The 24,692-nt window shown below is 41.5% G+C and carries 19 protein-coding genes; 14 read left to right on the top strand and 5 right to left on the bottom strand.

Annotation, left to right across the window (positions count from 1 at the left end):
* Positions 1 to 280: 280 nt before the first annotated feature.
* The 8 genes from HMPREF1154_RS08285 (at position 281) to nth (ending at position 9,348) form a co-directional block, all read left to right on the top strand.
* On the top strand, positions 281 to 514 hold the full coding sequence (locus tag HMPREF1154_RS08285; RefSeq protein WP_034567165.1) for a hypothetical protein: 234 nt from the start codon (positions 281 to 283) through the stop codon (positions 512 to 514).
* A gap of 68 nt (positions 515 to 582) precedes the next feature.
* Entirely contained in the window at positions 583 to 1,275 is a 693-nt protein-coding gene (locus HMPREF1154_RS08280; protein WP_009642075.1) for a GLPGLI family protein, read from the top strand.
* 92 nt (positions 1,276 to 1,367) lie between these two features.
* Entirely contained in the window at positions 1,368 to 3,989 is a 2,622-nt protein-coding gene (locus HMPREF1154_RS08275) for a carboxypeptidase regulatory-like domain-containing protein (RefSeq protein WP_009642071.1), read from the top strand.
* A gap of 89 nt (positions 3,990 to 4,078) precedes the next feature.
* A complete protein-coding gene (nirK, locus tag HMPREF1154_RS08270; RefSeq protein ID WP_009642115.1) occupies positions 4,079 to 5,512 on the top strand; it encodes a copper-containing nitrite reductase in 1,434 nt (477 codons plus the stop codon).
* Positions 5,513 to 5,564: 52 nt separating this feature from the next.
* Complete coding sequence (locus tag HMPREF1154_RS08265; protein WP_009642105.1) at positions 5,565 to 6,338, top strand: formylglycine-generating enzyme family protein; 774 nt, start codon at positions 5,565 to 5,567, stop codon at positions 6,336 to 6,338.
* A gap of 188 nt (positions 6,339 to 6,526) precedes the next feature.
* Entirely contained in the window at positions 6,527 to 7,198 is a 672-nt protein-coding gene (locus tag HMPREF1154_RS08260) for an SCO family protein (RefSeq protein WP_034567164.1), read from the top strand.
* 91 nt (positions 7,199 to 7,289) lie between these two features.
* Positions 7,290 to 8,720 (top strand): L-serine ammonia-lyase, encoded by a 1,431-nt coding sequence (locus HMPREF1154_RS08255; RefSeq protein WP_009642059.1) that lies wholly within the window; start codon positions 7,290 to 7,292, stop codon positions 8,718 to 8,720.
* Position 8,721: 1 nt separating this feature from the next.
* Positions 8,722 to 9,348: an endonuclease III domain-containing protein gene (gene nth / locus HMPREF1154_RS08250; protein ID WP_009642125.1), complete on the top strand. Its 627-nt coding sequence runs from the start codon at positions 8,722 to 8,724 to the stop codon at positions 9,346 to 9,348.
* Positions 9,349 to 9,643: 295 nt separating this feature from the next.
* On the opposite strand, the gene metE is transcribed toward nth, so the two are convergent.
* Positions 9,644 to 11,950 carry a 5-methyltetrahydropteroyltriglutamate--homocysteine S-methyltransferase gene (gene metE, locus HMPREF1154_RS08245; RefSeq protein ID WP_034567162.1) on the bottom strand — a complete coding sequence of 769 codons (2,307 nt, stop codon included), beginning with the start codon at positions 11,948 to 11,950 and terminating at the stop codon, positions 9,644 to 9,646.
* Positions 11,951 to 12,239: 289 nt separating this feature from the next.
* Between metE and HMPREF1154_RS08240 the strand changes: the two genes are divergently transcribed.
* Positions 12,240 to 15,062, top strand: a complete 2,823-nt coding sequence (locus tag HMPREF1154_RS08240) for a TonB-dependent receptor (protein ID WP_009642083.1) — start codon at positions 12,240 to 12,242, stop codon at positions 15,060 to 15,062.
* A 65-nt stretch (positions 15,063 to 15,127) separates the two neighbouring features.
* Here the strand turns inward: HMPREF1154_RS08240 and HMPREF1154_RS08235 are convergent, their stop codons facing one another.
* Both HMPREF1154_RS08235 and rpe read right to left on the bottom strand, forming a co-directional pair.
* Positions 15,128 to 17,128, bottom strand: a complete 2,001-nt coding sequence (locus HMPREF1154_RS08235) for a hypothetical protein (protein ID WP_009642116.1) — start codon at positions 17,126 to 17,128, stop codon at positions 15,128 to 15,130.
* 59 nt (positions 17,129 to 17,187) lie between these two features.
* Positions 17,188 to 17,832, bottom strand: a complete 645-nt coding sequence (rpe, locus tag HMPREF1154_RS08230; RefSeq protein WP_009642065.1) for a ribulose-phosphate 3-epimerase — start codon at positions 17,830 to 17,832, stop codon at positions 17,188 to 17,190.
* Between the two features lie 341 nt (positions 17,833 to 18,173).
* Here rpe and HMPREF1154_RS08225 point away from each other — a divergent pair, with 341 nt between their 5' ends.
* Together HMPREF1154_RS08225 and rlmD are read left to right on the top strand one after the other, a co-directional pair.
* Complete coding sequence (locus HMPREF1154_RS08225) at positions 18,174 to 19,037, top strand: sigma-70 family RNA polymerase sigma factor (RefSeq protein ID WP_009642063.1); 864 nt, start codon at positions 18,174 to 18,176, stop codon at positions 19,035 to 19,037.
* 51 nt (positions 19,038 to 19,088) lie between these two features.
* Positions 19,089 to 20,507 carry a 23S rRNA (uracil(1939)-C(5))-methyltransferase RlmD gene (rlmD, locus tag HMPREF1154_RS08220; protein ID WP_009642100.1) on the top strand — a complete coding sequence of 473 codons (1,419 nt, stop codon included), beginning with the start codon at positions 19,089 to 19,091 and terminating at the stop codon, positions 20,505 to 20,507.
* On the opposite strand, the gene HMPREF1154_RS08215 is transcribed toward rlmD, so the two are convergent.
* Both HMPREF1154_RS08215 and HMPREF1154_RS08210 read right to left on the bottom strand, forming a co-directional pair.
* Complete coding sequence (locus tag HMPREF1154_RS08215) at positions 20,502 to 20,828, bottom strand: MerR family transcriptional regulator (protein ID WP_009642061.1); 327 nt, start codon at positions 20,826 to 20,828, stop codon at positions 20,502 to 20,504. The two genes, rlmD and HMPREF1154_RS08215, sit on opposite strands and share 6 nt — an antisense overlap.
* On the bottom strand, positions 20,828 to 21,802 hold the full coding sequence (locus HMPREF1154_RS08210) for a M23 family metallopeptidase (RefSeq protein ID WP_009642124.1): 975 nt from the start codon (positions 21,800 to 21,802) through the stop codon (positions 20,828 to 20,830). The genes HMPREF1154_RS08215 and HMPREF1154_RS08210 overlap by 1 nt, the downstream gene beginning before the upstream one ends.
* 357 nt (positions 21,803 to 22,159) lie before the next feature.
* On the opposite strand from HMPREF1154_RS08210, the gene HMPREF1154_RS08205 reads away from it, so the two are divergent.
* The 3 genes from HMPREF1154_RS08205 to HMPREF1154_RS13530 all read left to right on the top strand — a co-directional run bounded on the left by HMPREF1154_RS08205 (position 22,160) and on the right by HMPREF1154_RS13530 (position 24,644).
* On the top strand, positions 22,160 to 23,638 hold the full coding sequence (locus tag HMPREF1154_RS08205) for a YfcC family protein (protein ID WP_009642066.1): 1,479 nt from the start codon (positions 22,160 to 22,162) through the stop codon (positions 23,636 to 23,638).
* Positions 23,639 to 23,759: 121 nt separating this feature from the next.
* Complete coding sequence (locus tag HMPREF1154_RS13360; RefSeq protein WP_034567159.1) at positions 23,760 to 24,215, top strand: lipocalin family protein; 456 nt, start codon at positions 23,760 to 23,762, stop codon at positions 24,213 to 24,215.
* A gap of 183 nt (positions 24,216 to 24,398) precedes the next feature.
* Positions 24,399 to 24,644 (top strand): hypothetical protein, encoded by a 246-nt coding sequence (locus HMPREF1154_RS13530; protein ID WP_009642087.1) that lies wholly within the window; start codon positions 24,399 to 24,401, stop codon positions 24,642 to 24,644.
* The last annotated feature ends 48 nt before the right edge of the window (positions 24,645 to 24,692 follow it).

Here is a 24,692-nt window from a genome sequence, read left to right as displayed (position 1 = left end):
AAAAGATAATAATTATATATATTATCATTTTGTTGTAAATTTATATTTATAAATAATATACGTATATTGTTATTAATTTGATATTTTCTATGGATTAGAAATATATAGGAATCTTGTTTACAGAACTTTGATTAGTTCTTAAGAATATGGTACTTATAAGATGGAAATTTGTAGAATATATCACATGAGGCGCAACTAACTAAATACAGCCCTTAAAGTCGTCTCCTAAGGTAAGGTGTTTTTTAGTAAGCATACAAGCAAATAGGGCACAAATTCAATTATGAAAAATTTATTTTTAATGGTAGCTTTTACATTTACAGCTACAGCAGTTTTCGCACACCAAAAGGAAACAAAGAAAGAGGAAACAAAGCAAGAAGCCAAAAAGGAACAACAGCAAAAAGAACAAAACTCTGATGATTTATATTGTAAAGTTAAGAAAGAGGATGGTTCAGTTGTAGTATGTCTTTTTTGTAATTGTGCAGAAGTAACAAAGGCAGCTTTGTCTGGTCAGTAAAATTATTTAAAGAAATATAGAGATATTGTATAATATCTCTATATTTTAATTATCTAAATTATTTAATTATGAAAAAATTACTAATTCTTTTATTCTTTTTGCCTTTTTCCTTTGTATATGGGCAAGGAAATGATAAGATATTAAAAGTAACTTATATTAGAGGAAATTTTATTTCTCCTGAGGGAGATTTTAAGGTTTATTTATATGCAGATGATAAGAAATCTCAATTTGTTTATCATCAAAAAAAAGGCGTATTTTCTAAAGGAGATTTTGAAATGTCACTTCCATTCTTGAAATACATAAATGACTATGATTTTTTAACACAAGAAGTACAAGATAATAGAGTGTTACAAGATAGTACATTGTTATTTTCCCAATGGAAAAATGATTTGATATGGGAAATCACTGATGAAGAATCAGAATTAGAAGGCTATAAAGTACGAAAAGCAATTGCAACCAATACACTTGAGAAGTATTATGGAAAAAAAGTAATAGCATGGTTCACAACAGATATACCACTACCTTTGGCTCCTGCTCGCTATTATGGTTTGCCTGGACTTGTCGTAAGATTGTATTATCAAAAAGAGAACGAACCTTTTTATACCTTAGATAAGGTAGAATATATCCCAAAAGATAAATATCATTTTGTTCCATTGGATAAGGAAAATTTGGTGGAAAAAGAGGATGTTGTGTACTATTTCCATAAAAATCCCAAAATGATAAAGGAAATTCAAAAAGCTGCCAAAAAGAAAAAGAAATGATTTCAGTCTCTTGTATTTTAATTAGTTAAAAAGAGGAAAGTGCTTATTTCCTCTTTTTTAATTTAAAGTCCTAACGCTCTAATAAAATAATTATGAAAAAATATATCTTTATATTTCTCTCTGTTCTAAGTAGTTATATCGTGAATGCACAGACACAGGTAAAGGGAAAAATCACCGAGGAAGGGAGTGGTACTCCACTTTCCAATGTGATGGTGCTCTTCTACAACGAAACTAATAACAAAATAGAGACCTATACCCAGAGCAACGAGCAAGGGGAATATACCCTTGGGAAGCGCTTTGCCGAGGGGATTTATAAGCTGGAGGCCTCCAAGTTGGGCTATCATAAGGATGCCAAGCGGATCGTGATAGGTACAGAGGCGGATAAGGTGGTAACCTTTGACTTTGTCCTAAAGTCCAAAGTATATGAGGTAGAGGAGGTTACCTTTGAGAAACGCGCGCCTATAGTGGTTAAAAAGGATACCATTATCTATGACATTCCCCACTTTACCGATACCCATGACGAGAGTTTGGAGGAGGTGTTGGCTAAGATTCAGGGCTTTAAGATCTTGCCCAACGGAGAGATAGAAGTCAATGGTAAGAAGATTCGTAAGGTGCTGGTAGATGGCAAGGAGGTATCGGACTTTGGGGCGGCGATGATCACCCGTTCGCTCTCCCCTGAGAAGGTGGAGAAGGTGGAGGTGCGTTTTGATGAAAAAAATGAGAAGCTCAAGGAAAGCCTTTTGGATGCAGAGAACTTCGTGGTACTGGATATTACCCTTAAGAAAAACGTAAAGAGATCTCTCTTTGGCAAGCAGCGGTTTTCGGCAGGCTATCAGCAGCGGCCTAAGATAGGGGGGCTGACCAATCTCTTTTCGCTTAACTCTAAGGCCAATATACAGTTCTTTGCCGAGAATAATAACTTTAATAAGAATGAAATAGACCTCTATGCCATACGCAATATAGGAGAGGAGGCCTTTGCCCGAATCTTCACTACTCCTGTGGATATGGAGGACATCAAAACCAGACAAACCTATCAGGAAGAGACCTTTGGTTTTGAGGATTTTATTACCAATGACAATGCTATTGTAGGGCTGTCCATGAACTTTCCACTGAGCAATACAACTGACCTCTATATAGGGAGCTTTAACAATTATCATTTCTTAGAAAAGGAATATGCCCAACAGAGTTTTTTTGATGGGCAGCAGGTCTATGCACAAGAGCAACAGCACTATAGCAACGAATACAACTCCAAGAACAAAATCCAGCTCAAGCATACCTCTGAGGGCTTGAAGGTGAATGCTGACCTGAACTATGTGTATTTTGACCAAGCCCTACAGGGCGATGTAAGGGACACCTACCAAAACCTTTTTAAAAAGAAGCACTATACGAGCAACTTCTATTTCAACCAACGTATGGAATACAAGCTCAGTGAGGCGTGGGGAGTGTTCTCGGATTTGTCCTTCTCCAAGGAGGATTTTACCATCCATTCGCGGCTCTTCACCAATCACCCTTTGGCGCTTTCTTTCTTTGGTATAGCGGAAGATTTTCGTCAGGAAAACAGAAATGTACAGCGCTTGTTGCAAACAAGGACAGGACTGGTCTACCAATCAGGACTTTTTGGTACTCATACTTTCGGATATAAGTATCATGGCAACAGTCTTGAGAACGAAAAGCTGTCCCAAGTAGCGGCTTTTGCAGCCCAACATAGGAAATACCATAGTGAGAACCGCTCTTTGTTCTATAAGAATGTGTTGTATCTAGGAGATTTTGATCTGCAATTGCAAGGAGAATACACCTCGGCTCGTTTTCCCTATGGTGATGGCAGTGGTTATGGAGAGAAAACCAAGTCATACTTCCAATACAATGCTCATGTGGGGTACAACTTTAGCAGTCGTAGTTCCTTATGGGCAGAAGTCTCTCACCTGTTGGATTACTATCCCTTGCAGAAAGCTACCTTTGGCGATGTACTGCAAGACTACCAAACCATATATAGAACCCAGCAAGGGATACAGCCTTTTTATAACACCTCTTATGCACTGCGCTTCTCCAATAGTTTTTACAATGGAGGAGAGCTATATGTGGCCTATCTGAGGGGGATTTCCAATAATGTAAATAGTCAGTCGTTTAATGACTATTTTATCTTTACCAATGCCAACCAGTTATCGAGCCATTATGACCTGTTTTCTTTCCAATATGAGGGCAAAATCAGCGACTGGAAGCTAAGCTATAGGGCAGAGCCAGAGTTTCTTTTTAATAGTTCAGAATACCTCTATAGGGGAGAGGTTGCTCATACGACCGCTTATCGCTTATTTGCAGGGCTGAAATTCACCTATACGCCCCATGAGCAGGTAAGGTTGTATTACTATCCTAAGTATAGCTATTTTATCTTTGACAACAGTATCTCGCAAGGGCAAGGGAAGTTTGATTTTCTAACGAATAAGTTGGAACTCACCACTTATTTCTTTGATAAAAAGCTATTGGCAGAAGCAGGATTTCAGCAGGTGAATTTCTTTCAAACGCCTACGAGCTTTAACAACCTGACCCTTAGGTTAGTGTATAAGACAAAGAAATACCGCTGGTATATAGAGGGGGACAACCTTTTGGGGTCTAAGTACTTTATGACCCAAGATTTCAACCAGTCGCTGCTAAATGTAGCCAACAATAGGGTTTTTGGCCGCTATCTCAATGTAGGGTTTGAGTTTAAGATTAATTAGTGGTTAGTGGTACTGAATTTTTTTTGAAAAATATTTGTATTTTTAAAAATAAAGTATTACTTTTGTGGCACGTATAAAAATACTAATAAATGAAGAAGTATACAGTAAAACTAATGACTATTGCTGCGTTCGCTTCCCTTTTGGGAGCTTGTGGAGGCAGCGAACCCGAACAAAAAACAACCTCTGTACCTGCTACTGATATTGTAGCAGAAGGAGAGCAAGAAGTAGCCGAGCTTACCTCTCCGCCATATGTACCTAAGCCAGTGGGCACTCGTCCTGCCAAGAAGCTCAAGGTAGATTTGGAAATCATAGAGAAAGAAGGCGAAATCATGGATGGCACCAAGTACCTATTCTGGACTTTCGGGGGTACTGTACCAGGTAGCTTTATCCGTACTCGTGTGGGAGATGAGGTAGAATTTACCCTCAAGAACCATCAGGACAACAAGCTCCCTCACAATATAGATCTACATGCCGTAACAGGCCCAGGAGGAGGTGCGGCAGCCAGCTTAGTGGCGCCAGGGCAACAGCGTACTTTTAGCTTTAAGTGTCTTAACCCAGGGCTTTATGTATATCACTGTGCGCAAGCACCTGTGCCTATGCATATTGCCAATGGTATGTACGGGCTTATCTTGGTAGAACCAGAAGGCGGACTTCCTCCAGTGGATAAGGAATACTACGTGATGCAAGGAGACTTCTATACTGATGGAGCTTATGGAGCAGGTGGTACTCAGGCTTTTAACCAAGAAAAAGCCTTGATGGAAAATCCTGATTATATCGTATTCAACGGTAAGGTAGGTTCGCTTACCCAAGATGGCGCCCTAACAGCTAACCCAGGGGAAACCGTGCGCTTATTCGTAGGAAATGGAGGGCCTAACAAGGTATCTTCTTTCCACGTAATTGGGGAAATCTTTGACCGCGTACATGTAGAAGGGGGTAGCCTTATGAATGAAAACGTACAAACTACCCTTATCCCAGCAGGGGGAGCTGCTATTGTAGAGTTCAAGGTAGATGTACCAGGCTCTTATGTACTAGTAGATCACTCTATCTTCCGTGCGTTCAACAAGGGAGCTTTGGGACTTTTGGTAGCCAAAGGAGAAGAGAACCGCAAGATATATGCTAAGAATGAACCTACTCCTTATGTGTCTGATCTAAAGATTTCTACCACTCCTAAGGACGATGCGATTGTTAATAAAACCAAAGAGCAACAAATCGCTGACGGTAAGGTAATATATACTAAGACCTGTGTGGCTTGTCACCAAGCACAAGGACAAGGTATGGAAGGAGCATTCCCTCCACTAGCCAAATCCGACTTCCTTAATGCCGATGTAGATAGAGCTATAGATATCGTACTACACGGAAAACAAGGAGAGGTTACCGTAAATGGAAAGAAATACAACAGTGTGATGACTCCTCAGCCACTTTCTGTACAGGAAGTAGCTGACGTGCTTACCTATGTATATAATACTTGGGATAATAGCAAGAAAGTCGTTACACCTGAAATGGTTCAGAAAATCAAAAAATAATCCAAGTGATAAGGGCGCACTTTTGCGCCCTTATTTTTTAATCTTATAACTTATGAAAAAACTATTGAGCATTACCTCCTTTCTTTTCTTTCTACAAGCTATGGCACAGTCGCCTACAGCTATGGTAGAGATCAAAGGGGGAACTTATATTCCTATGTATGGAGTTAAAGAAAAACAAAAGGAGACCAAGCCCGTGAAAGTCAAGTCTTTTCTCTTGGACGTATATCCTGTTACCAATGCCCAGTATAGGGATTTCTTGGAGAAGAACCCACAGTGGCAGCGCTCTAAGATCAAGGGTATCTATGCACAAAAGAGCTACCTCTCGGCATGGAAAGGGGACTTGGATTTTTCTCCTTTGGATCCAGAGGCACCTATTACCAATGTTTCTTGGTTTGCTGCTAAGAAGTATTGTGAGTGTCAGGGCAAGCGTCTCCCTACTACCGATGAATGGGAGTATGTAGCCCAAGCCGATGAGACTTCTATCAATGCACGAGAGAAGAAAAGCTATTCGGACTATATTACCAACTGGCTACAAACCCCCAGAACCTATGAGAACAAGATAGGTAGTACCAAGAAAAACTATTGGGGCGTATATGATATGTATGGCCTTGTATGGGAATGGGTCAGCGACTTCAATAGTGTATTCTTCTCAGGAGAAGCCCGTAAGGACAATTTTGGGGACGATGGTCTTTTCTGTGGGGGCAGTGCGCTGAACGCCTCTGACCTAACGAATTATGGGGCTTTTATGCGCTATTCCCTCCGTGGTAGCCTCAAGGCAAGCTATACCACTAAAAATCTGGGCTTTAGATGCGCGAAGGATAAGTAGCCAGAAGTCAGTAGTCAGAGGTCAGAGGTCAGTAGTCAGAGGTCAGTAGTCAGAAGTCAGAAGTCAGTTCAAACGACTAACCACTAATCACTAATCACTAAGAACTAACCACTAATCACTAATCACTAACCACTAATCACTAATCACTAACCACTAATCACTAAGAACTAACAACTAATAATGCAATTATGAAAAGGTTTTTTATTATGGCTTTAGGGGTGTTATTACTCCAAAGCTGCAAGAACAACACAACAGAATCTTCAGCAAAGGCAGAGGATCTCAATGAGTCAGCAATGACAACGCCTGCTGAAGGACAGCAGACAGAAAGTGCCAAACCTACCGAGATTTCGGATATTTCTATCTACAACTTGCCAGAGACATGGACAACCCAAAATGGCAATGATGTGCAATGGAAAGATTTCAAAGGGAATGTACTGGTGGTGGTGATGATCTACACCTCCTGCAAGGCAGCTTGCCCTATACTGATTGCTGATATGCGCGATATACGCAAAACGGTAGATGCCTCCGATATGCCTCATAAGAAAAAGGTGAAGTATATCTTGGTCAGCATAGACCCTAAGGTAGATACTCCTGAACACCTTAAGAAATTTGCCCAAGAAAGCGGTATGGATGATGACCAATGGGTATTTTTACGCTCCGATGAAGAGAAAACCCGTGAGTTTGCCGCTGTATTGGCAGTAAATTACAAGCAAATCTCTCCTGTGGATTTCTCCCACTCCAACATTATCAGTGTGTTCAATGCCGACGGTGAACTTGCTGCCCAACAAGAAGGGTTGGGTATAGACCGCACTAGCATTGTGCAGGAAATCAGAAAACAATTAGAGAAAGTAAAAGAATAACAAATAACTATTTTACGGGTGAAAAAATCAATCATTAACCTTAACCATTAATCATTATTTTTCGTAATTTTGCCCGCTTAAAAAAAATGTAATGGACTACGTAAGTGTTTTTGAAATGCTTAAGATAGGAGTAGGCCCTTCCAGTTCGCACACCTTGGGACCATGGCGTGCCGCGGAGGCCTTCCTAAAAGAACTCAGGGAAAAACAACTATTGGAAAAAGTACAAAAGGTGCGCGTGGATCTCTACGGTTCGCTTTCCCTTACAGGAAAAGGACATGCTACTGACCTTGCGGCTATGCTAGGCTTGAGTGGTACCGATCCAGAGTATATTCCTATAGATAGTATCTCAACTATTATTGAGGCTATTAATAAAGATAAAAAATTGCACTTGGCAGGAGCTTTCTATATAGATTTTGATCCTGCAACTCAGGTGGTATTCAATAAGAAATTTCTTCCTTTTCATGCCAATGGTATTACCTTCACAGCAGAAGGAATGGGGATGGATACCTATGCTTCTACCTTTTACTCTATAGGAGGCGGCTTCATTGTCAAGGAAAAGACAGAAGAAGACAAGGGGCAGAATGAGAGACAAATCCAGCACTTCTCTTATGAATTTGAGTCGGCTAAGGAGCTTTTAGCCCATTGCCAGCGTGAGGGAAAGAAGATTTCCGAAATTATCTTTGAAGACGAGAAGGTCTTGCGCGACGAGGCTAAGATTCATTCAGAGCTACTAAGGGTATGGCATACCATGGAAGAATGCGCCTATATAGGTTGCCATACTGAGGGCGTTCTTCCAGGAGGGCTCAATGTAAGGCGCAGGGCTTATGATATCCACAAGAAACTCTTAGGAGACACCCCCCCATATGAGGGCTTGGATGCTTGGCTTGCGGCTATTAGGAACAAGAAGGTGGAGTTCCGCGAAATACTCAAGTGGGTAACTTGTTTCTCCTTGGCCGTTAATGAGGTCAATGCCTCCTTAGGACGTGTGGTAACTGCCCCTACCAACGGTAGTTCTGGGGTGATACCTGCTGTATTGCTCTATTACTTAGCTATAGATAATCACCAAGGAGGAGACAAGCAGATAGAACAGTTCTTGCTCACGGCAGGGATCATAGGTAGCCTTTTCAAGAAAGGAGCCACTATCTCGGCTGCTATGGGTGGTTGTCAGGCTGAAATAGGCGTCTCCTCGGCTATGGCAGCAGCAGGCTTGTGCGAACTCTGGGGCGGTACGCCCGAACAGGTGATGATTGCTGCGGAGATCGCTATGGAGCACCACTTAGGCCTTACTTGTGACCCTATAGGCGGCTTAGTGCAAATCCCTTGTATAGAACGCAATGCTATGGGAGCAGTAAAGGCAATCAATGCGGCTGAACTCGCCCTTGAGACCGATCCTAAGAATGCAAAAGTACCTTTGGATAAGGTGATTCAGACCATGTGGCAGACTGCTCAAGACATGAATACCAAGTACAAAGAAACCTCCGAGGCAGGCCTTGCGGTAGCCGTAAGTATAGCCGATTGCTAAGATGACCAAAAGAGAGAAAGTACGTTTTATCATGGAGAAGCTCGATGAGCTTTTTCCCGATCCGCCTGTTCCCTTAAATCACAAAGACCCTTATACGCTGCTTATAGCCGTAATCCTCTCAGCCCAATGTACTGATGCGCGGGTGAACCAGATTACCCCCTTGCTCTTTGCCAAAGCCGATAACCCTTATGATATGGTCAAGCTCAGCGAAGAGCAGATACGAGAGATTATAAAGCCTGTGGGACTTTCTCCTATGAAAGCACATGGGATCTATCATCTTTCTCATATTCTTATAGAGAAGTATGAGGGACAGGTTCCCCAGTCCTTTGAAGCCTTGGAAGCTCTTCCTTCGGTGGGGCATAAAACAGCTAGTGTGGTGATGAGTACCGCCTTTGGAGTGCCTGCTTTCCCTGTAGATACACATATACATCGTATGCTCTTTCGCTGGGGACTCTCCGATGGTTCATCGGTTGTACAAAGCGAAAAAGATGCTAAAAAGGCCTTTCCTAAGGGCAAATGGAACAAACTCCACTTGCAAATCATCTACTACGCTAGGGAGTATTCCCCAGCTCGTGCCTGGGATCTTGACAAAGATGTAATCACGAAAATAGTGACTAATGACAAGTGACAAGTGATAAGTGACGAGAGACAAGTGACAAATGACAAATGACAAGTGACTAATGACAAGTGACTAATGACAAATGACTAATGACAAATGACAAGTGATTAATGACTAGTGACAAGTAAAGAGTGATGAATAAAAGAAAGGAGGCTATCCAAAATGGGTAGCCTCCTTTTATTTATTAATGAATGTGACTTATTAGGATTAGTTGTTATTAGCTATTCACTATTCATTGTCACTAGTCACTAGTCACTAGTCGTTAGTCACTAGTCGTTAGTCACTAGTCATTAGTCGTTAGTCACTATTTTTTGTATTCCTCGCGGAGTTTCTTAGCGGTTTCCACCATAGCGGTTAGCGCTAATTTGGTTTCTTCCCAGTGGCGTGTTTTAAGACCACAGTCAGGGTTCACCCAAAGGTTACGGAAAGGTACTACCGCGATGGCTTTCTTCATCAAGTGATAGATTTCATCCTTAGAAGGTACACGAGGGGAGTGGATGTCGTATACTCCAGGGCCTATTTCGTTAGGATATTTGAAGTCAGCAAATACATCCAAGAGTTCCATTTGTGAGCGAGAGCACTCTATGGTGATCACATCGGCGTCCATATCGGCTATAGCCTCGATCATATCGTTGAACTCAGAGTAGCACATGTGGGTATGGATCTGGGTTTGGTCTTCCACGCCAGAGGCAGAGATACGGAAAGCCTTGATAGCCCAGTCAAAATACGCCTGCCAGTCAGCCTTGCGCAATGGTAAGCCCTCACGGATAGCAGGCTCGTCGATTTGGATAACTTTGATACCTGCTTTTTCAAGATCCACTACTTCATCACGAATAGCAAGAGCTATCTGGGTAGCTGTTTCAGAACGAGGTTGGTCATCACGAACGAAAGACCACTGTAGGATAGTTACAGGCCCAGTGAGCATACCCTTTACAGGGAGCTTAGTGAGGGACTGTGCGAACTTACTCCAGCGAACAGTCATAGGTTTAGGGCGAGATACATCTCCGTAGATGATGGGAGGTTTCACGCAGCGAGAACCGTAGCTCTGTACCCAACCAAATTTGGAGAAGGTATAGCCGCTGAGAAGTTCTCCGAAGTATTCTACCATGTCGTTACGCTCGAACTCACCATGTACCAGTACATCAATACCTGTTTGTTCTTGCCAACGGATAGATTCTTCAATTTCTTTTTCCAACTTCTTATCATATTCCGCTTGAGATAGGGTACCTTTGTTAAAGGAAGCTCTCCAAGAACGTACCTCAGGTGTCTGAGGGAAAGAACCAATGGTAGTGGTAGGGAATAGCGGTAAGTGTAGCGCTTCTTCTTGTACCTTTTGGCGGATAGCAAAAGCACTCTTGCGCTGGCTATCCTTATCGGTGATAGCCTTGACGCGAGCCTTTACTTCAGGATTGTGGATAAGGGTAGAAGTCTTGCGGTTTTGGGCAGCCTTCTTGTTTTCTTCAAAGATAGCTTTTACCTCAGGGCTAAGGTCATGGCCTAAAGCAAGCGTCTTGAGGGTAGCGATTTCTTTTACTTTTTGTTTGGCAAAAGCCAGCCATTGCTTGATCTCAGGAGTAAGTACCTTTTCGTTGTTCTCAAGCTCCAAGTTACAAGGAGAGTGCAACAAGGAAGAGGAAGAGGCAATGTATATGCGGTCGCTGCTGATCACTTCTTTTACCTTTTCAATGAGGGCAAGGGAGTGTTCAAAGTTGTTTTTCCAAATGTTACGACCATCTACAATACCCAAGGAGAGTTTTTTATCCTTAGGAAGCACCTTTAGTACACTATCAAGCTGAGCAGCAGCACGTACTAGATCAATGTGTAGCACATCAAAAGGAAGTGATACAGCTAGTTCTGTATTGTTTTCCAAAGCACCGAAGTAAGTGGTAAGGATGAATTCGGTGTTAGGGAACTGCGCCTTAAGGGCAGTATACACCTTTTTGTAAGCTTCAGCAGCTCCTTGAGGAAGGTCAAGCACTAGGTAAGGCTCATCTATCTGGATGGTCTTAGCACCTGCCTCTACTAGGCTTTTTACAAGCTCTATATATACAGGAAGTAGGCGGTCAGCTAGTTCCAAACGGTGGAAGCCCGCTTCTTTTTCTTTACCTAAGAGTAAGTAGGTGATAATTCCAAGGAGTACAGGTTTGGTTTCAAACCCATGTTTTTTAGCTAAGTTGTATTCTTGTAGAGGTTTATTTACCTTAATAGAAAAGGCTTGGTTTTTAGTAAATTCAGGAACGATATAGTGGTAATTGGTATCGAACCATTTGGTCATTTCGGAGGCAGTCACATCGATGCCGTCTTTTTGGTAGCCACGAGCGATAGCAAAGTATTGTTTTAGCTCGGAGAGGCTTTGTGTAGGGGCAAAGCGTTCAGGAATTGCATTGATAGTAAAGGAGAAGTCCAATACTTGGTCATACAATGAAAAGTCATTAGAAGGAATCAGGTCAATGCCAGCTTCTTTTTGCAGTGTCCAGTTATGTACACGGATGTTCTCCGCTACGGCCAGCAGCTCTTCTTCACTGAGGTTTCCCTCCCAAAAGGCTTCGTTGGCTTTTTTCAGTTCGCGCTTCTCACCGATACGCGGATAGCCTAACACATTTGTTTTCATATTCACTTAATTTATTTCTTATGAGACTTAAAATAATTTCTTTTTACTTTCAGGGTGCAAAGATATAATATAATATTCTAACAACCAAATTTTTTTCAAAAAAAAATTCTGATGCACATGAAAAGTTTTATTTTTCAAGCGGCACAAAATAATTTATGAACAGGTTAGTAAAGTTTTCAACAATTAATGTGGATAAATAGCCTTTAAGATTAACAAATTATTATGTATAAGGTGGCGAAAAATGACTAAATTTGCGACATAGAACAACAATATAATACTACTTAATAAGATGAATAAAGTCAAGTATTGGCTGAGTTTGTTAGTCTTTTTTATTATGACAACGCTCTCAGCACAGACCATTATAGGTACAGTTATAGATGAGGAACTAAAGGAGCCTCTGTTGGGAGCCAATGTGCTCATAAAGGGCAGCACTCATGGAGCTTCTACTGATAATAAAGGGCATTTTACCCTTAAGACTACCCAAAAGAAGGGCGTATTGGAGGTTTCTTTTATTGGTTTCAAGACCAAAGAGGTGCCATTTACTATTGTCAAAGGCAAGGCAACGCTCCAGATTGTCCTACAGCCCGATGCTGAGGAGCTTACTGGGATAGTGATCACAGGCAATACACTCTTGGACATAGCCAAAGAGCGCAAGACACCAGTGGCTGTTTCTACCATACGGGCGGCTGAGATTGTGAACAAATTGGGTAACCAAGAGTTTCCTGAGCTACTCAAGAAAACCCCTTCGGTATATGCTACCAAGTCCGGTGGGGGGTATGGAGATTCCAAGATTAACATTCGCGGTTTCGGTAATGAAAATATAGCGGTGATGATCAACGGGATGCCTATTAATGATATGGAGAATGGTAGGGTGTATTGGAGTAACTGGGCAGGAATATCTGATGTTACTTCCTCCATGCAGGTACAGAGAGGATTGGGAGCCTCCAAGATTGCCATTGCTTCGGTAGGGGGTACCATAAATATAGTAACCCGTGCGGCAGATATGACAGAGGGCGGATTGGTATCGGCTACTTTGGCAAATGATGGCTTCTACAAGGGATTGGCCGCTTATAACACAGGAAAGCAGAAGAATGGTTTTTCCGCTTCTGTATTGCTTAGCCGTACGGCAGGGGCTACTTATGTAGATAGCTCTGAGTTTGAGGCTTACAATTACTTCTTGGCATTGGGGTATTCGCCTAATGAGAAGCATGCACTTCAGTTCATGTTCACAGGGGCGCCCCAATGGCACAACCAGCGCAGCAATTACATCTCTATCCAAGATTACTTAAAATATGGATCCGATGGTGAGCCTAATCGCCGTTATAACTCCGATTGGGGAAGCTATAAAGGAAAAGCGTTCAACTTCCGTCACAATGTGTATCACAAGCCAGTGATGATGCTCAACTGGGATTGGACAATTGATGACCATTCTACTTTGAGCACCGTAGCCTATGCCTCTTTCGGGCGTGGGGCAGGTACTCGTGATGTAGGAGCGGCTTGGACAGGTGGTTTTGGTAGAGATGGGCGTCCTATTTCCTTGTATGCCGATAATTTTAGAACCAGCGATGGGCAGATAGACTTGGAACGTATTGTCAATTATAACCGTGGAGAGGACGTTTCTGTTCCTGGTCAGCCGGTGGCTACTCATGGGACACCTTATGTAGCCAATGCAAGAAGGAATGTTACCAATCCTAATAACAATAGAGACTATGGTATAACTGAAGGGTTTGCTCGTAAGGCAGCAGTGAACTCCCACAACTGGTTTGGCTTTTTGACCAATTTTAGTCATAAACTCTCTGACAAACTTTCCTTTAGTGTGGGGCTTGATGGCCGTTATTACAAAGGCTACCACTATGAAGTCCCCAGTAACCTCTTAGGTACAGAGTTCTATTCCGATGGTTCTAATAGAAACCTATCCCAGCCACGTAATATCACCTATACCATCTCAGATAGACCCAGTTTCAATCCTTTTGGAGGTAGTATAGACCCCTTAGAAGCACAAATCACTTATAGAAATGATGGAAATGTACGCTGGATGGGTGCTTTTGGTCAAGTGGAATATACCGACGATAAACTCTCTGCCTTTGTACAATGGTCAAGCTCTATACAGTCTTTCCAGCGTATAGACCTCTTTACAAAACCTGGTACCCTTGCTCTTAAGGGGCGACCAGAGACCGCTATGCCAGAGACCACTTCCTATAAGGGAATCCCAGGTTACAATATGAAGGGAGGGGCTAACTATAACATAGACAAACACCACAATGTATTTGTCAATATAGGTTATTACTCTCGTCAGCCTTTCTTTGATGCGGTGTATCCTAATTACAAAAACTTCCTTAATACAGGGCTGACCAATGAAAAGATCTTGGGATTGGAATTAGGCTATGGCTTTAAGATGGAAAACTTAACTGCTAATGTAAACCTATATCGTACCACTTGGAAAGACCGCTATATCCGACGCGATAGTCAATGGGATGGAAACACTCAGTATTTTGTAGAGCTACACGGAGTGGGGGAAGTGCACCAAGGAATAGAGCTAGATGCTTCTTATCGTATGAATGACTATTTGAAGTTTGTAGGTATGTTCTCTGCAGGAGATTGGTATTATGAAGGTAAGACAAATGTACGTACTTTCCTTTCTGCAGATAATAGCGAATATATACTTACAGGTAAGCGTTCGCCTGAGTTTGACCTTAACTTAGATAATATCAAAGTAGGGGAGTCGGCGCATATGACCGCTAGCCTAGGGGTGGATGTGACCCCTATTGAGAACCTCAACATAGATCTAAGTTGGCACTATGTCAATAACCTCTATGCGAGAATGGATATTACCGCTATGGTTAATAATCCTAACCTTAATAGCCTTAAGCTCCCAGATTATAGCCTTTTTGAAGGAGGGGTTTCTTACAAATATCCTTTTGGAAAGAGACAAGCCATTACTGTCTTGGCCAATGTGAATAATATCTTGGATACTACTTATATAGCGGAATCCACTACTAACCAAGCCATAGACAACAAAACCACTGATACCTACAAAGGTATAGATGTGAGAAATAGAGTCTTCTTTGGTTTTGGACGTACTTGGAATGTCGGACTGAAGTATCAGTTCTAAAAGGTATAAACATTAAAAAACTACCTCCCGAAAGAGGTAGTTTTTTTATTGACCATGGAAAGAATTTAACTAAACCAAGATTTTATTTTGCCCCAAAGTCCTTTGGGAAGTATATCAATTCCTAAGCCAAAGTTACTATCACCTATGCGATTGTAATCGTCCTTAAGCTCTTGGATTCTACTAAGGGTAATCTCTATATTGGTCAGCGGATTGTAGGAAATTTCTACTTTTCCAAAGGTTTTCCCAATGGTTTTCTTACTTGTGTAAGCAAAAAAATCATTACAGATATCCAATTCTTGAGTGGTGTATTTCTCTTTGGTATCAATAGGCTTATCCGCATATAGCTCTATGATATAGTGTTCGCTGTCATAGTTATGCCAATAGCTGCTATCCTTATGGCGGAAATCAAGTAAGTCTTTCTTGAGTACCGAATGATCAAAGTACATGAGAAACTCTCGTCCTTCCTTGTTAGTAAAGTAAGGTTTTAGAATAGTGGCCTCGTAGGCAATGGTCAGTTCGTTTTCTTCTTTGTCGTCCTTTTCTATCTTGATACTGGCATCCTTGAAAATCTCACGGATGTCTTGTTCGCTTCTATCGTTGATATAATTGAGGTTATAGAAGAGGAAGCGGTTCCAGCCGTCAATGAGTTCTTTCTTGTTGGTCTGCTTGAAATAATTGCGCATATTGTTGGCGCGGTTGTAGCGATAGGTGGTATTGAGACTTATTTTTCCTTTATCACCATTTACTACGACCTTTACATGTTCGTCAATACAAGGTAGGTCAAAGAAAGTAGCTGCTCGTACTTGGAGGCTTGCATTTTCCTTGATTTCCATGTAGTGGCAGAAGCTTAGCACGGTGCGTTTCTCCAAGCGGCCAAATTCGTTGCGAGAGGTAGCATCTATGAAATAATCCTTGGCATGGTGGTTTATTTTTACGATAACATGATTGAATGATAGCAACGAAGGTAGGTAATACTTCAGGTAAAAATCTGCATTGTAATTGACAAGCACGATAGAGGAATCTACCTCCAAGTAATCAAGTATTGTCTTGAGCAGTACACATTTTGCCTTGCAATCGCCCTGCTTGTTTTGAAAGGTGATAGCAGGCTCTTGAGGCTTATGTCCGTTCATCTCATCCGCATTGTAAGTATAATAGATGTTGTTCTGTACGTACTCAATGGCGAACTGCATCTGTTCGTCTAAGGAAGGTAGTTGGTCTAACTTCTCTACCAGCTCAGGGGCAAAGGCTCTGAGGTCGGACTGTTTCAGTACGTCCTCATACAAGGGATAGATGTAGTTGGAGAGCTCTTTCCAAGTGCTTTCGGTAGCGAAATCAATGAAAGGGAAGATCTCCCGATTGGGATCCACGGGATTGATATAGTTGGTGTGTTCTATCTCAAACACCCCACCTTTTTCCAAGTACTCAACGGGCTGCTCTATGGCATTTCCTTCACTATCGCGGAAGAAAAAGCGCTTATAGGCCACTTTTTTCTCTCGGTTATTGATAAATTTGTAATGGTACTTTCCATACGCCCAATAAGTATCGGGGGTCAGGTAGATATGCTTTACAAAATCACGGCGTACAAACTCTTTTTCAGAAAACACCTTGGTACGGGTGTCCTCCAAGATAAGAATGTCATAGAGGCGTAGATCGCGGATAGAAACGTTGATTTTCTTAGATTTGCTAAGAATACCTCCGTTGCTATTGTTTTCATTGTCAAGTACTTTGATATTGGTATCGGGGAGCTTATCTATATACTCGCCCTCACGGATCACCGCAATACGATGGATCTCATAGCACTCGTTTTCCTCCAAGACCATATCGTTCATGGAGGCACGTTCCAGGTTCTCAGGTTGGGTAAGGGTATAAGCCATTAGGGCATAGTCTGCATTTTGCTGGTCATCTACATAATAATACTTATTGAGTAGATAGCAGAAATCCCTTCCCTCCTCAATTTGTTCTGTAGCGAAAGGAGAATCTTCGCACAGCTTGATGAGCTGTTCGTCGGTTAAGGTATCCGCCCATTGTGGAGCGGCTTGTATTTTATACCCTTGTTCTATTTCCATATTTTAGTCTTTTATGTTTTAGTTTATTAAGTGTAGAAACATAATGTTTCAGTAGTTTGTCAGTCTTTTTTTAGCTCGGCAATGGTTTTCTCAGGATCAGAGGCAGAGAAAACAAAATTTCCTGCCACCAATACATCGGCACCAGCGCTTACCAATTTGGGAGCATTTTTGGCATTGACCCCACCGTCTACCTCTATCAAAGTTTTGGCATGAGATTTGAGGATCAACTCCTTAGCTTGAGATACTTTTTTGTAGGTGTTTTCTATAAAAGATTGCCCACCAAAACCAGGGTTAACACTCATGATAAGCAGCAAATCCACCTCAGTGATAATATCCTCCAGTACATGGATAGGAGTATGAGGATTCAGGGCGACTCCTGCGAGTATGCCCTCATGCTTTATAGCTTGAAGGGTACGATGCAAGTGGGTACAAGCCTCGTAATGTACCGAGAGGGTATAGCTACCCAAGCGAGCAAATTCGGAAATATATCGGTCAGGATCCACAATCATCAAGTGTACATCCAAGGGTTTTTGAGCATGTGCTTTGATGGCCTTGACCACAGGCATCCCATAGGAGATGTTGGGCACAAAAAGCCCATCCATAATATCTATATGGAACCAATCGGCTTGGCTACGGTTGACCATCTCAATGTCTCTCTGTAAGTTGGCAAAATCTGCCGCTAATAAGGAAGGTGCAATAAGCATAATGAAAAATAATAGCTGTATTTCTAGCTACAAAGATACGTTTTTTTTTAAGGAAACAAAATAAAAATGGAAAAATGTCGTATATACTCAACTGACATTTTTTCTTTAAGACACTGTCAGCGAATCTGACACTTTTCATGACAAACACAAGGAAAATGAATTATAAAGAGGAAGTTAGGGTTAAATGTAGTTATATTATAAGGTTTGTAAGTTAAATGTAGCTAACAAACTATAATTTGGAATGGTTTTTGTTAATTACACTTCTCTAGTGACTAACCACTAATCCTTGACAACTAATAACTGACAACTAACAATTAACAATTAACAATTGATCACTATAAATGAGACAGCTTAAAATCACCAAGCAGGTTACCAATAGAGAGACAGCCTCTTTGGATAAGTACTTACAAGAGATTGGTAAGGTAGATTTGATTTCTGCCGATGAGGAAGTGGAGCTTGCCCAACGTATTAAGGCAGGAGATAAGATCGCTCTTGAACGCCTAACTAAGGCCAACTTGCGCTTTGTGGTCTCTGTAGCCAAGCAATACCAAAACCAAGGACTTACCTTGCCTGACCTTATCAATGAGGGGAATATGGGACTAATTAAGGCTGCCCAACGCTTTGATGAGACACGTGGGTTCAAGTTCATCTCCTATGCGGTATGGTGGATTCGCCAGTCTATCTTGCAGGCCTTGGCAGAACAGTCGCGTATTGTGCGCTTGCCGCTGAACAAAATAGGCTCTATCAATAAGATTAATAAGACTTATGCCTATTTGGAACAGACCCATGAGCGTGTGCCTTCGGCTGAGGAAATTGCAAAGGAACTGGATATGTCGGTCAATGATGTAAAAGAATCCATGAAGAATTCGGGTAGACATATTTCCATGGATGCCCCCTTGGTAGAAGGGGAGGACTCCAACCTATACGATGTCTTGCGCAGTGGGGAGTCACCTAATCCTGATAAGGAACTCATGCACGAATCGCTCAAAACAGAGATAGAACGCGCCTTAGAAACCCTCACCCCACGTGAGGCCGATGTGATACGTCTCTACTTTGGGCTTGGGGAAAACTACCCTATGACCCTTGAGGAAATTGGAGAGACTTTCGAGCTGACCCGCGAACGCGTACGACAAATTAAGGAGAAGGCTATTCGCCGACTTAAGCACACTTCAAGAAGTAAAATCCTTAAAACTTATTTAGGATAATACCAATAGGGGTTAGCAGTTGTCTAACCCCTAAAATCTGTCTTCTAAAGAATGAAAAAAGAAAAGAAACCTCTCTTATTAGAAAATATTACCATAACCGATGCTGGGGCAAAAGGCAAAAGCATCGCGCACGCCCCCGATGGGCGTGTTATCTTTGTTGAAAATGCTGTTCCTGAAGATGTGGTGGATATACAAGTTACCAAGAAAAAAAAGGCTTTCTATGAGGGAATAGCGGTAAAGTTTCACCAGTATTCACCACAGAGGGAGACGCCTGTATGCGAACACTTTACCTATTGTGGGGGCTGTCAGTGGCAGCATATGAACTACCAGAGCCAACTCTTCTATAAGCAGCAAGAGGTGGTCAATAACCTCAAGCGCTTGGGAGGAATAGTCCCAGAGGAGACCTTGCCTATTTTGGGCTGTGAGAAACCGTATTTCTACCGCAATAAAATAGAATTCTCCTTTAGCGAGACCCGCTGGCTTACCCCCGAAGAGATAGCTTCCAAAGAGACCATAGACAGTCGCAATGGCTTGGGCTTTCATATAGCAGGGGCGTGGGACAAGGTATTGGATATTCATAAGTGTCACCTCCAGCAAGATCCGTCCAATGCTATTCGCAATACGCTGAAGGCATACGCGCTCTCCCAAGGGTATACCTTCTACAATCCTAGAACCCATACAGGTTGGTTGCGTACTATTATGATACGTATTACTTCCCTAGGCGAGCTGATGGTTGTCATTCAGTTCTTAGAGGAGCAGCAACATGAGCGAGAGCAGCTCTTGGATTATCTTTTGGCACAATTTCCTCAAATTACCTCCCTACAATATATCATCAATAATAAGCCCAATGATACTATTTATGACCAAGAGGTGATATGTTACCATGGGCGAGACTTCATCTATGAGCAGATGGAAGGCTTACGGTTTAAGATCAATGCCAAGTCGTTCTTCCAAACCAATTCCACTCAGGCCTATGAGCTTTATAAGGTTACCCGTGATTTTGCTGCCCTAACAGGTGAAGAGCTCGTCTATGACCTCTATACAGGGACAGGCACCATTGCCCAATTTGTTGCTCGAAAAGCTAAAAAAGTCATAGGGGTAGAGGCCGTACCTGAAGCTATAGCCGATGCCAAGGAGAATGCGCGTAACAACCAGATAGACAATGTGGAATTTTTCGTAGGAGATATGAAAAATATCTTCAATGAAGAGTTTATCGCCACTCATGGCACTCCCGATGTGATTATTACCGATCCTCCTCGCGATGGTATGCACAAGGACGTGGTAGCTCAGATTCTCAGGATCGCTCCCCAGCGGGTGGTCTATGTCAGCTGTAACAGTGCTACCCAAGCCAGAGACTTGGCACTGATGGCACCTATGTACAGAGTGGTCAAGATACGCCCAGTGGATATGTTTCCCCAGACCTATCATATTGAAAATGTAGCACTATTGCAACTGAGGGAGGACTTATAGTTCATTTTTGATAGCCACTAATTGTTCCTTGATAGCCTTGAGTTTGTCTATGATTTCAACGGTGGAGAGCAGTTGCTTGGGTTGTCTTTTGAGTTTTGCTTTAGCACCCTCCAGCGTATAGCCTTCTTCTTCTACTAGGTGATAAACCAAGCGGAAATTTTCTATATCTTTTTGGGTATAGCGTCGGGTGCCCGATAGGCTTTTGCAGGGGGAAAGAAAGTCAAATTCTTTCTCCCAAAAGCGAATTTTCGAGGTATTCACCCCAAAGGCTTCGGCCAGTTCTCCTATAGAATAGTAGCGCTTTTGGTTAGGGATTTCCATTAGTCTAAGGATTGGTTACCTTGGTTAGATTTCTTAAGCATTTCGGCATATTCCTCGGCAGAGAGGCTGCCATAGTAGAAGTTGATAGGGTTGAGGTGTTCGCCGTTTTTCTTTACCTCGTAGTGCAAGTGAGGCGCTTCGGAGCGGCCTGTACTACCTACAAAGCCGATCACATCACCACGTTTTACCTTTTGTCCTGGGCGTACATTGTATTGGCTGAGGTGTCCATAGAGCGTTTCGTAGCCATAGCCATGGTCTATACGTATATGCTCTCCATAACCAGAGGAATTGTTATCAGCACGGGTAACCACTCCATCGCCAGTGGCATAGACAGAAGTGCCTGTAGGGGCGGAGAAGTCCATACCATAGTGGAATTTTCTAACCTTTGTGAAAGGGTCGGTACGGAAACCATAGCCCGATGCCATACGCTTGAGGTCTTTGTTCTGAACGGGCTGAATAGCAGGAAGGGATTGTAGGAGTTTTTCTTTCTCCTTGGCCAAGGCTGCAATATCGTCCAAGGATTTGGATTGTATAGCCAGCTGTTTCTCTAGGGTTTCCAAGCGCTTAGTCATATCGATAAGCAACGTAGAGTTGGTGTATTTTTCTAAATCTTCATATCGGTTCACCCCTCCGAAGCCACTTTTTCGCTGAGCGTCGGGGATAGGTGCCATTTCAAAATAAGTACGGTAAAGCGTATTGTCCCTGTCAGCAATATGGTCTAATACCTCTTCCATTTGCTGCATTTTCCTATTGAGAATGGCAAATTGTGTTTCATTTTCCTTCAGCTCCCGCCTTAGAGAAAGCTCCTTAGGGGTCTGCATGAAGTTGATATTATAGAGGATCACTACCAAAATCAGGGCAAAAAGAAAAGAAGAAAGCAAGAAAAAAAACATATACTTCAGGCGCCTCTTTCGATTATTGATTTGCTTGAAAGAAAGCGTTTCGGAGTCATAATAGTATTTGATTTTTGCCATAAATAATGCTTTTATATAGTATATGTTGTTTATGTGTGGCAAAGATACAAATTTCATGCCAAAGGAAAAAATGAATTAACTAATTAGTTAATTAGAAAAAAGCTAATTATTATGGGCAAAAAACTAATTAATAGCTATATGGGTAAAAATTCCTATAAATTAAGATTATCGGAAAATACTTTTGGAAAATAGGTAATAAATTTGTACTTTTGTTCCCTGAGCTGATTTTCTTTTTTAGAGGTATAATTGTGGTAGATGAGTGGCTCTAAGTGTAATGAATTTTAGCTTTTTTGTTAAGTAATTATTTTGTCATATGCAAAATATGATATCTTTTTTCATAACCCTTTAATCCTAAAAATGAAGAAGCTAAAATTTCCTACACCCTATACAGTCCTTGTGATTGTGATGTGTTTGGCGGCCGCCCTTACTTATTTACTGCCTGCTGGTGGCTATGATACCCTTTGGTATGATAAGGACAAAGATGTATTTGTTATTCAGAGTGCGGACAAGACTTATGAAGAGGCCGCTACCAAAGAGACTCTTACCAGCCACAATATCTCCATTGGCCTAGAGAAGTTCAAGGAGCAGAAGATCAAGAACCCTATCTCTGTCCCCAATACCTACAAGCAGCGAGAGGCTACTCCACAAGGCTTTTTGGAAATTCTTTTTGCTCCAATCAAGGGGATTTATGAGACGGTGAGCCTGATTCTTTTTGTCCTCTTTATAGGAGGATTCATCGGTGTCTTCAACAGTTCGGGGGCACTGAACGAGGGAGTGGGCTATTTGGCACATCGTTTTAAGGGAAAGGAAGGAATACTTATTATCGTACTCTCTACCCTTATGGCATTAGGAGGTACTTCTTTTGGTTTGGCAGAAGAAACCTTAGCTTTTTACCCTATGTTGGTGCCTATCTTTTTAGCAGCGGGGTATGACTTGTTAGTGCCTTTGGCGGTGATTTTTATAGGAGCTAATATAGGTTCTATGGCCTCCACTACCAATCCATTTGCAGTAATTATTGCTTCCGATGCAGCAGGGGTTGATTGGACTTCAGGTCTTACTATACGTGCGATAGCCTTGGTACTATGCCTTGTTATCAGTATTGTATATATCATTCGCTATGCAGAGAAGGTAAGGAAATATCCTGAAAAATCGTTAGTTTATGGAGTAGCACTTCCAGAAATCTATGCTACCAATACAGCAGAGGCTACCACAAAACTCAAAACTTCTACCAAAATACAGTTATTTATATTTGCCCTGACTTTCATAGTGATGATCATAGGTGTTTCCCAGTGGGGCTGGTGGTTCCAAGAGATGACAGGTCTCTTTTTGGTAGCGGCCATAGTGATAGCTATAATCCAGCGTACAGGGGAACAACCCTTTATAGATCATTTTCTTACAGGCGCGAGAGACCTTTTGGGAGTAGCCTTTATCATAGGGATTGCTAGAGGGGTTTCTTTTATCCTTAACGAAGGACAAATATCAGGTACTATCCTCTACTATGCTACTGAACTTGTACAAGGCATGTCGCCTATGGTTTTTTTGCCTATACTCATGTTAGTTTTTGCTGTATTGAGTCTATTTATTGCATCTTCTTCGGGTATGGCAGTGCTTACCATGCCTATCATGGGAGCTTTGGCCACTGTCGTAGGGATAGAGGGAGACAAGGTCGTGAGTGCTTACCTCTTTGGTATGGGAATCATGGGACTGATTACTCCTACAGGTATGATACTCCCTTCATTGACTATGGTCAATATCAACTATAACCAATGGCTTAAGTTTGTTTGGCCATTGATTGCTATCTTTACAGTAGTACTGACAGTTTTGCTATGGTTCTAAATAAGTGAAGAGTGAATAGTGAATAGTGAAAAGCGAAGAATGGTTAATATTTTTATAAATAGTTTTTTATTAGAGAAAAAGTAGTATCTTTGCCCTTATAAAAACCGAAATATTGATTTTTATGAAAAGAATTTTTCTAGGGGCAACAGCTTTTGCAGCTTTGCTATTTTCTTCTTGTGGGAAGAATGATAATGCTTCAACAGACCTTACAGGGGCTTGGCAATTGGAATCAGCTACAGTTGCAGGACAATCACAAATACTTGGTGATTGTGATAAAAAAACTGTGTATGTTTTTACTCAGAATCAATTGACTTTTCATGAGTTTGAGACAAACAGAAGTACAAGAAATTGTAATTACGACAATCATGTAGAAACCTACAAAATAGAAGGTAATCTTATCAAGGATGCCAATGATCCAAATGGAAAAGGGATTCTTTTTTCTATTTCAGGCAATACACTTACACTAACCATAGAAGAAAATGGACAGAAGGAAACCTTAAATCTCAAAAAGATTAACCAAGCACAGTTAGATGCTATTTTAGCAACCATTAATAATGGCGGTGGTAACAACAATTGAGGAGGTAACAACAATGGAGGAGGCAACAATAATGGGGGCGGTAATAACAATGGGGGCGGTAATAACAATGGAGGCGGTAATATAGGAAAAACAATTGCAAATCTTGATGGGATTTGGCAGGTAGTTTCCGTGATAGAAAATGATGTTATAGAAATACTTGGTGATTGTCAGAAGAAAATTTCAATGAAAATCACAGGAAATCAAGTATTACTCTATGAATTTGAAGAAGAGACAGGAGTTTGTCGTTACAAAACAGACAGAGAGGTTTTTACTATTCTCAATGAAACCACTATTGAAATAGAAGGAACTAGAATTTTTGTTTCTATAACAGGAGATAACTTAACCTTGACCACTGTAAAAAATGGTAGAAGAAATATAACTGTATATAAACGAATTACTCAAGCACAATTAGATGCTTTATTGCGATAAAATAGACACAATAGTAGAATAAGCTATAAAAAGAGGCTAACCTTTGGG

It is taken from the genome of Capnocytophaga sp. CM59 (assembly GCF_000293175.1).
Classification (GTDB): Bacteria; Bacteroidota; Bacteroidia; order Flavobacteriales; family Flavobacteriaceae; genus Capnocytophaga; species Capnocytophaga granulosa.
Note: the sequence above shows the minus strand (reverse complement) of the source record. Positions and strands in the feature narration are given on the sequence as shown.

Bases quoted from the DNA above. Each gene is read 5' to 3' on its own strand.
- HMPREF1154_RS08285 (WP_034567165.1), top strand. From the start codon at position 281: ATGAAAAATTTATTTTTAATGGTAGCTTTTACATTTACAGCTACAGCA.
- HMPREF1154_RS08280 (WP_009642075.1), top strand. From the start codon at position 583: ATGAAAAAATTACTAATTCTTTTATTCTTTTTGCCTTTTTCCTTTGTA.
- HMPREF1154_RS08275 (WP_009642071.1), top strand. From the start codon at position 1,368: ATGAAAAAATATATCTTTATATTTCTCTCTGTTCTAAGTAGTTATATC.
- nirK (WP_009642115.1), top strand. From the start codon at position 4,079: ATGAAGAAGTATACAGTAAAACTAATGACTATTGCTGCGTTCGCTTCC.
- HMPREF1154_RS08265 (WP_009642105.1), top strand. From the start codon at position 5,565: ATGAAAAAACTATTGAGCATTACCTCCTTTCTTTTCTTTCTACAAGCT.
- HMPREF1154_RS08260 (WP_034567164.1), top strand. From the start codon at position 6,527: ATGAAAAGGTTTTTTATTATGGCTTTAGGGGTGTTATTACTCCAAAGC.
- HMPREF1154_RS08255 (WP_009642059.1), top strand. From the start codon at position 7,290: ATGGACTACGTAAGTGTTTTTGAAATGCTTAAGATAGGAGTAGGCCCT.
- nth (WP_009642125.1), top strand. From the start codon at position 8,722: ATGACCAAAAGAGAGAAAGTACGTTTTATCATGGAGAAGCTCGATGAG.
- metE (WP_034567162.1), bottom strand. From the start codon at position 11,950: ATGAAAACAAATGTGTTAGGCTATCCGCGTATCGGTGAGAAGCGCGAA.
- HMPREF1154_RS08240 (WP_009642083.1), top strand. From the start codon at position 12,240: ATGAATAAAGTCAAGTATTGGCTGAGTTTGTTAGTCTTTTTTATTATG.
- HMPREF1154_RS08235 (WP_009642116.1), bottom strand. From the start codon at position 17,128: ATGGAAATAGAACAAGGGTATAAAATACAAGCCGCTCCACAATGGGCG.
- rpe (WP_009642065.1), bottom strand. From the start codon at position 17,832: ATGCTTATTGCACCTTCCTTATTAGCGGCAGATTTTGCCAACTTACAG.
- HMPREF1154_RS08225 (WP_009642063.1), top strand. From the start codon at position 18,174: ATGAGACAGCTTAAAATCACCAAGCAGGTTACCAATAGAGAGACAGCC.
- rlmD (WP_009642100.1), top strand. From the start codon at position 19,089: ATGAAAAAAGAAAAGAAACCTCTCTTATTAGAAAATATTACCATAACC.
- HMPREF1154_RS08215 (WP_009642061.1), bottom strand. From the start codon at position 20,828: ATGGAAATCCCTAACCAAAAGCGCTACTATTCTATAGGAGAACTGGCC.
- HMPREF1154_RS08210 (WP_009642124.1), bottom strand. From the start codon at position 21,802: ATGGCAAAAATCAAATACTATTATGACTCCGAAACGCTTTCTTTCAAG.
- HMPREF1154_RS08205 (WP_009642066.1), top strand. From the start codon at position 22,160: ATGAAGAAGCTAAAATTTCCTACACCCTATACAGTCCTTGTGATTGTG.
- HMPREF1154_RS13360 (WP_034567159.1), top strand. From the start codon at position 23,760: ATGAAAAGAATTTTTCTAGGGGCAACAGCTTTTGCAGCTTTGCTATTT.
- HMPREF1154_RS13530 (WP_009642087.1), top strand. From the start codon at position 24,399: ATGAAAATCACAGGAAATCAAGTATTACTCTATGAATTTGAAGAAGAG.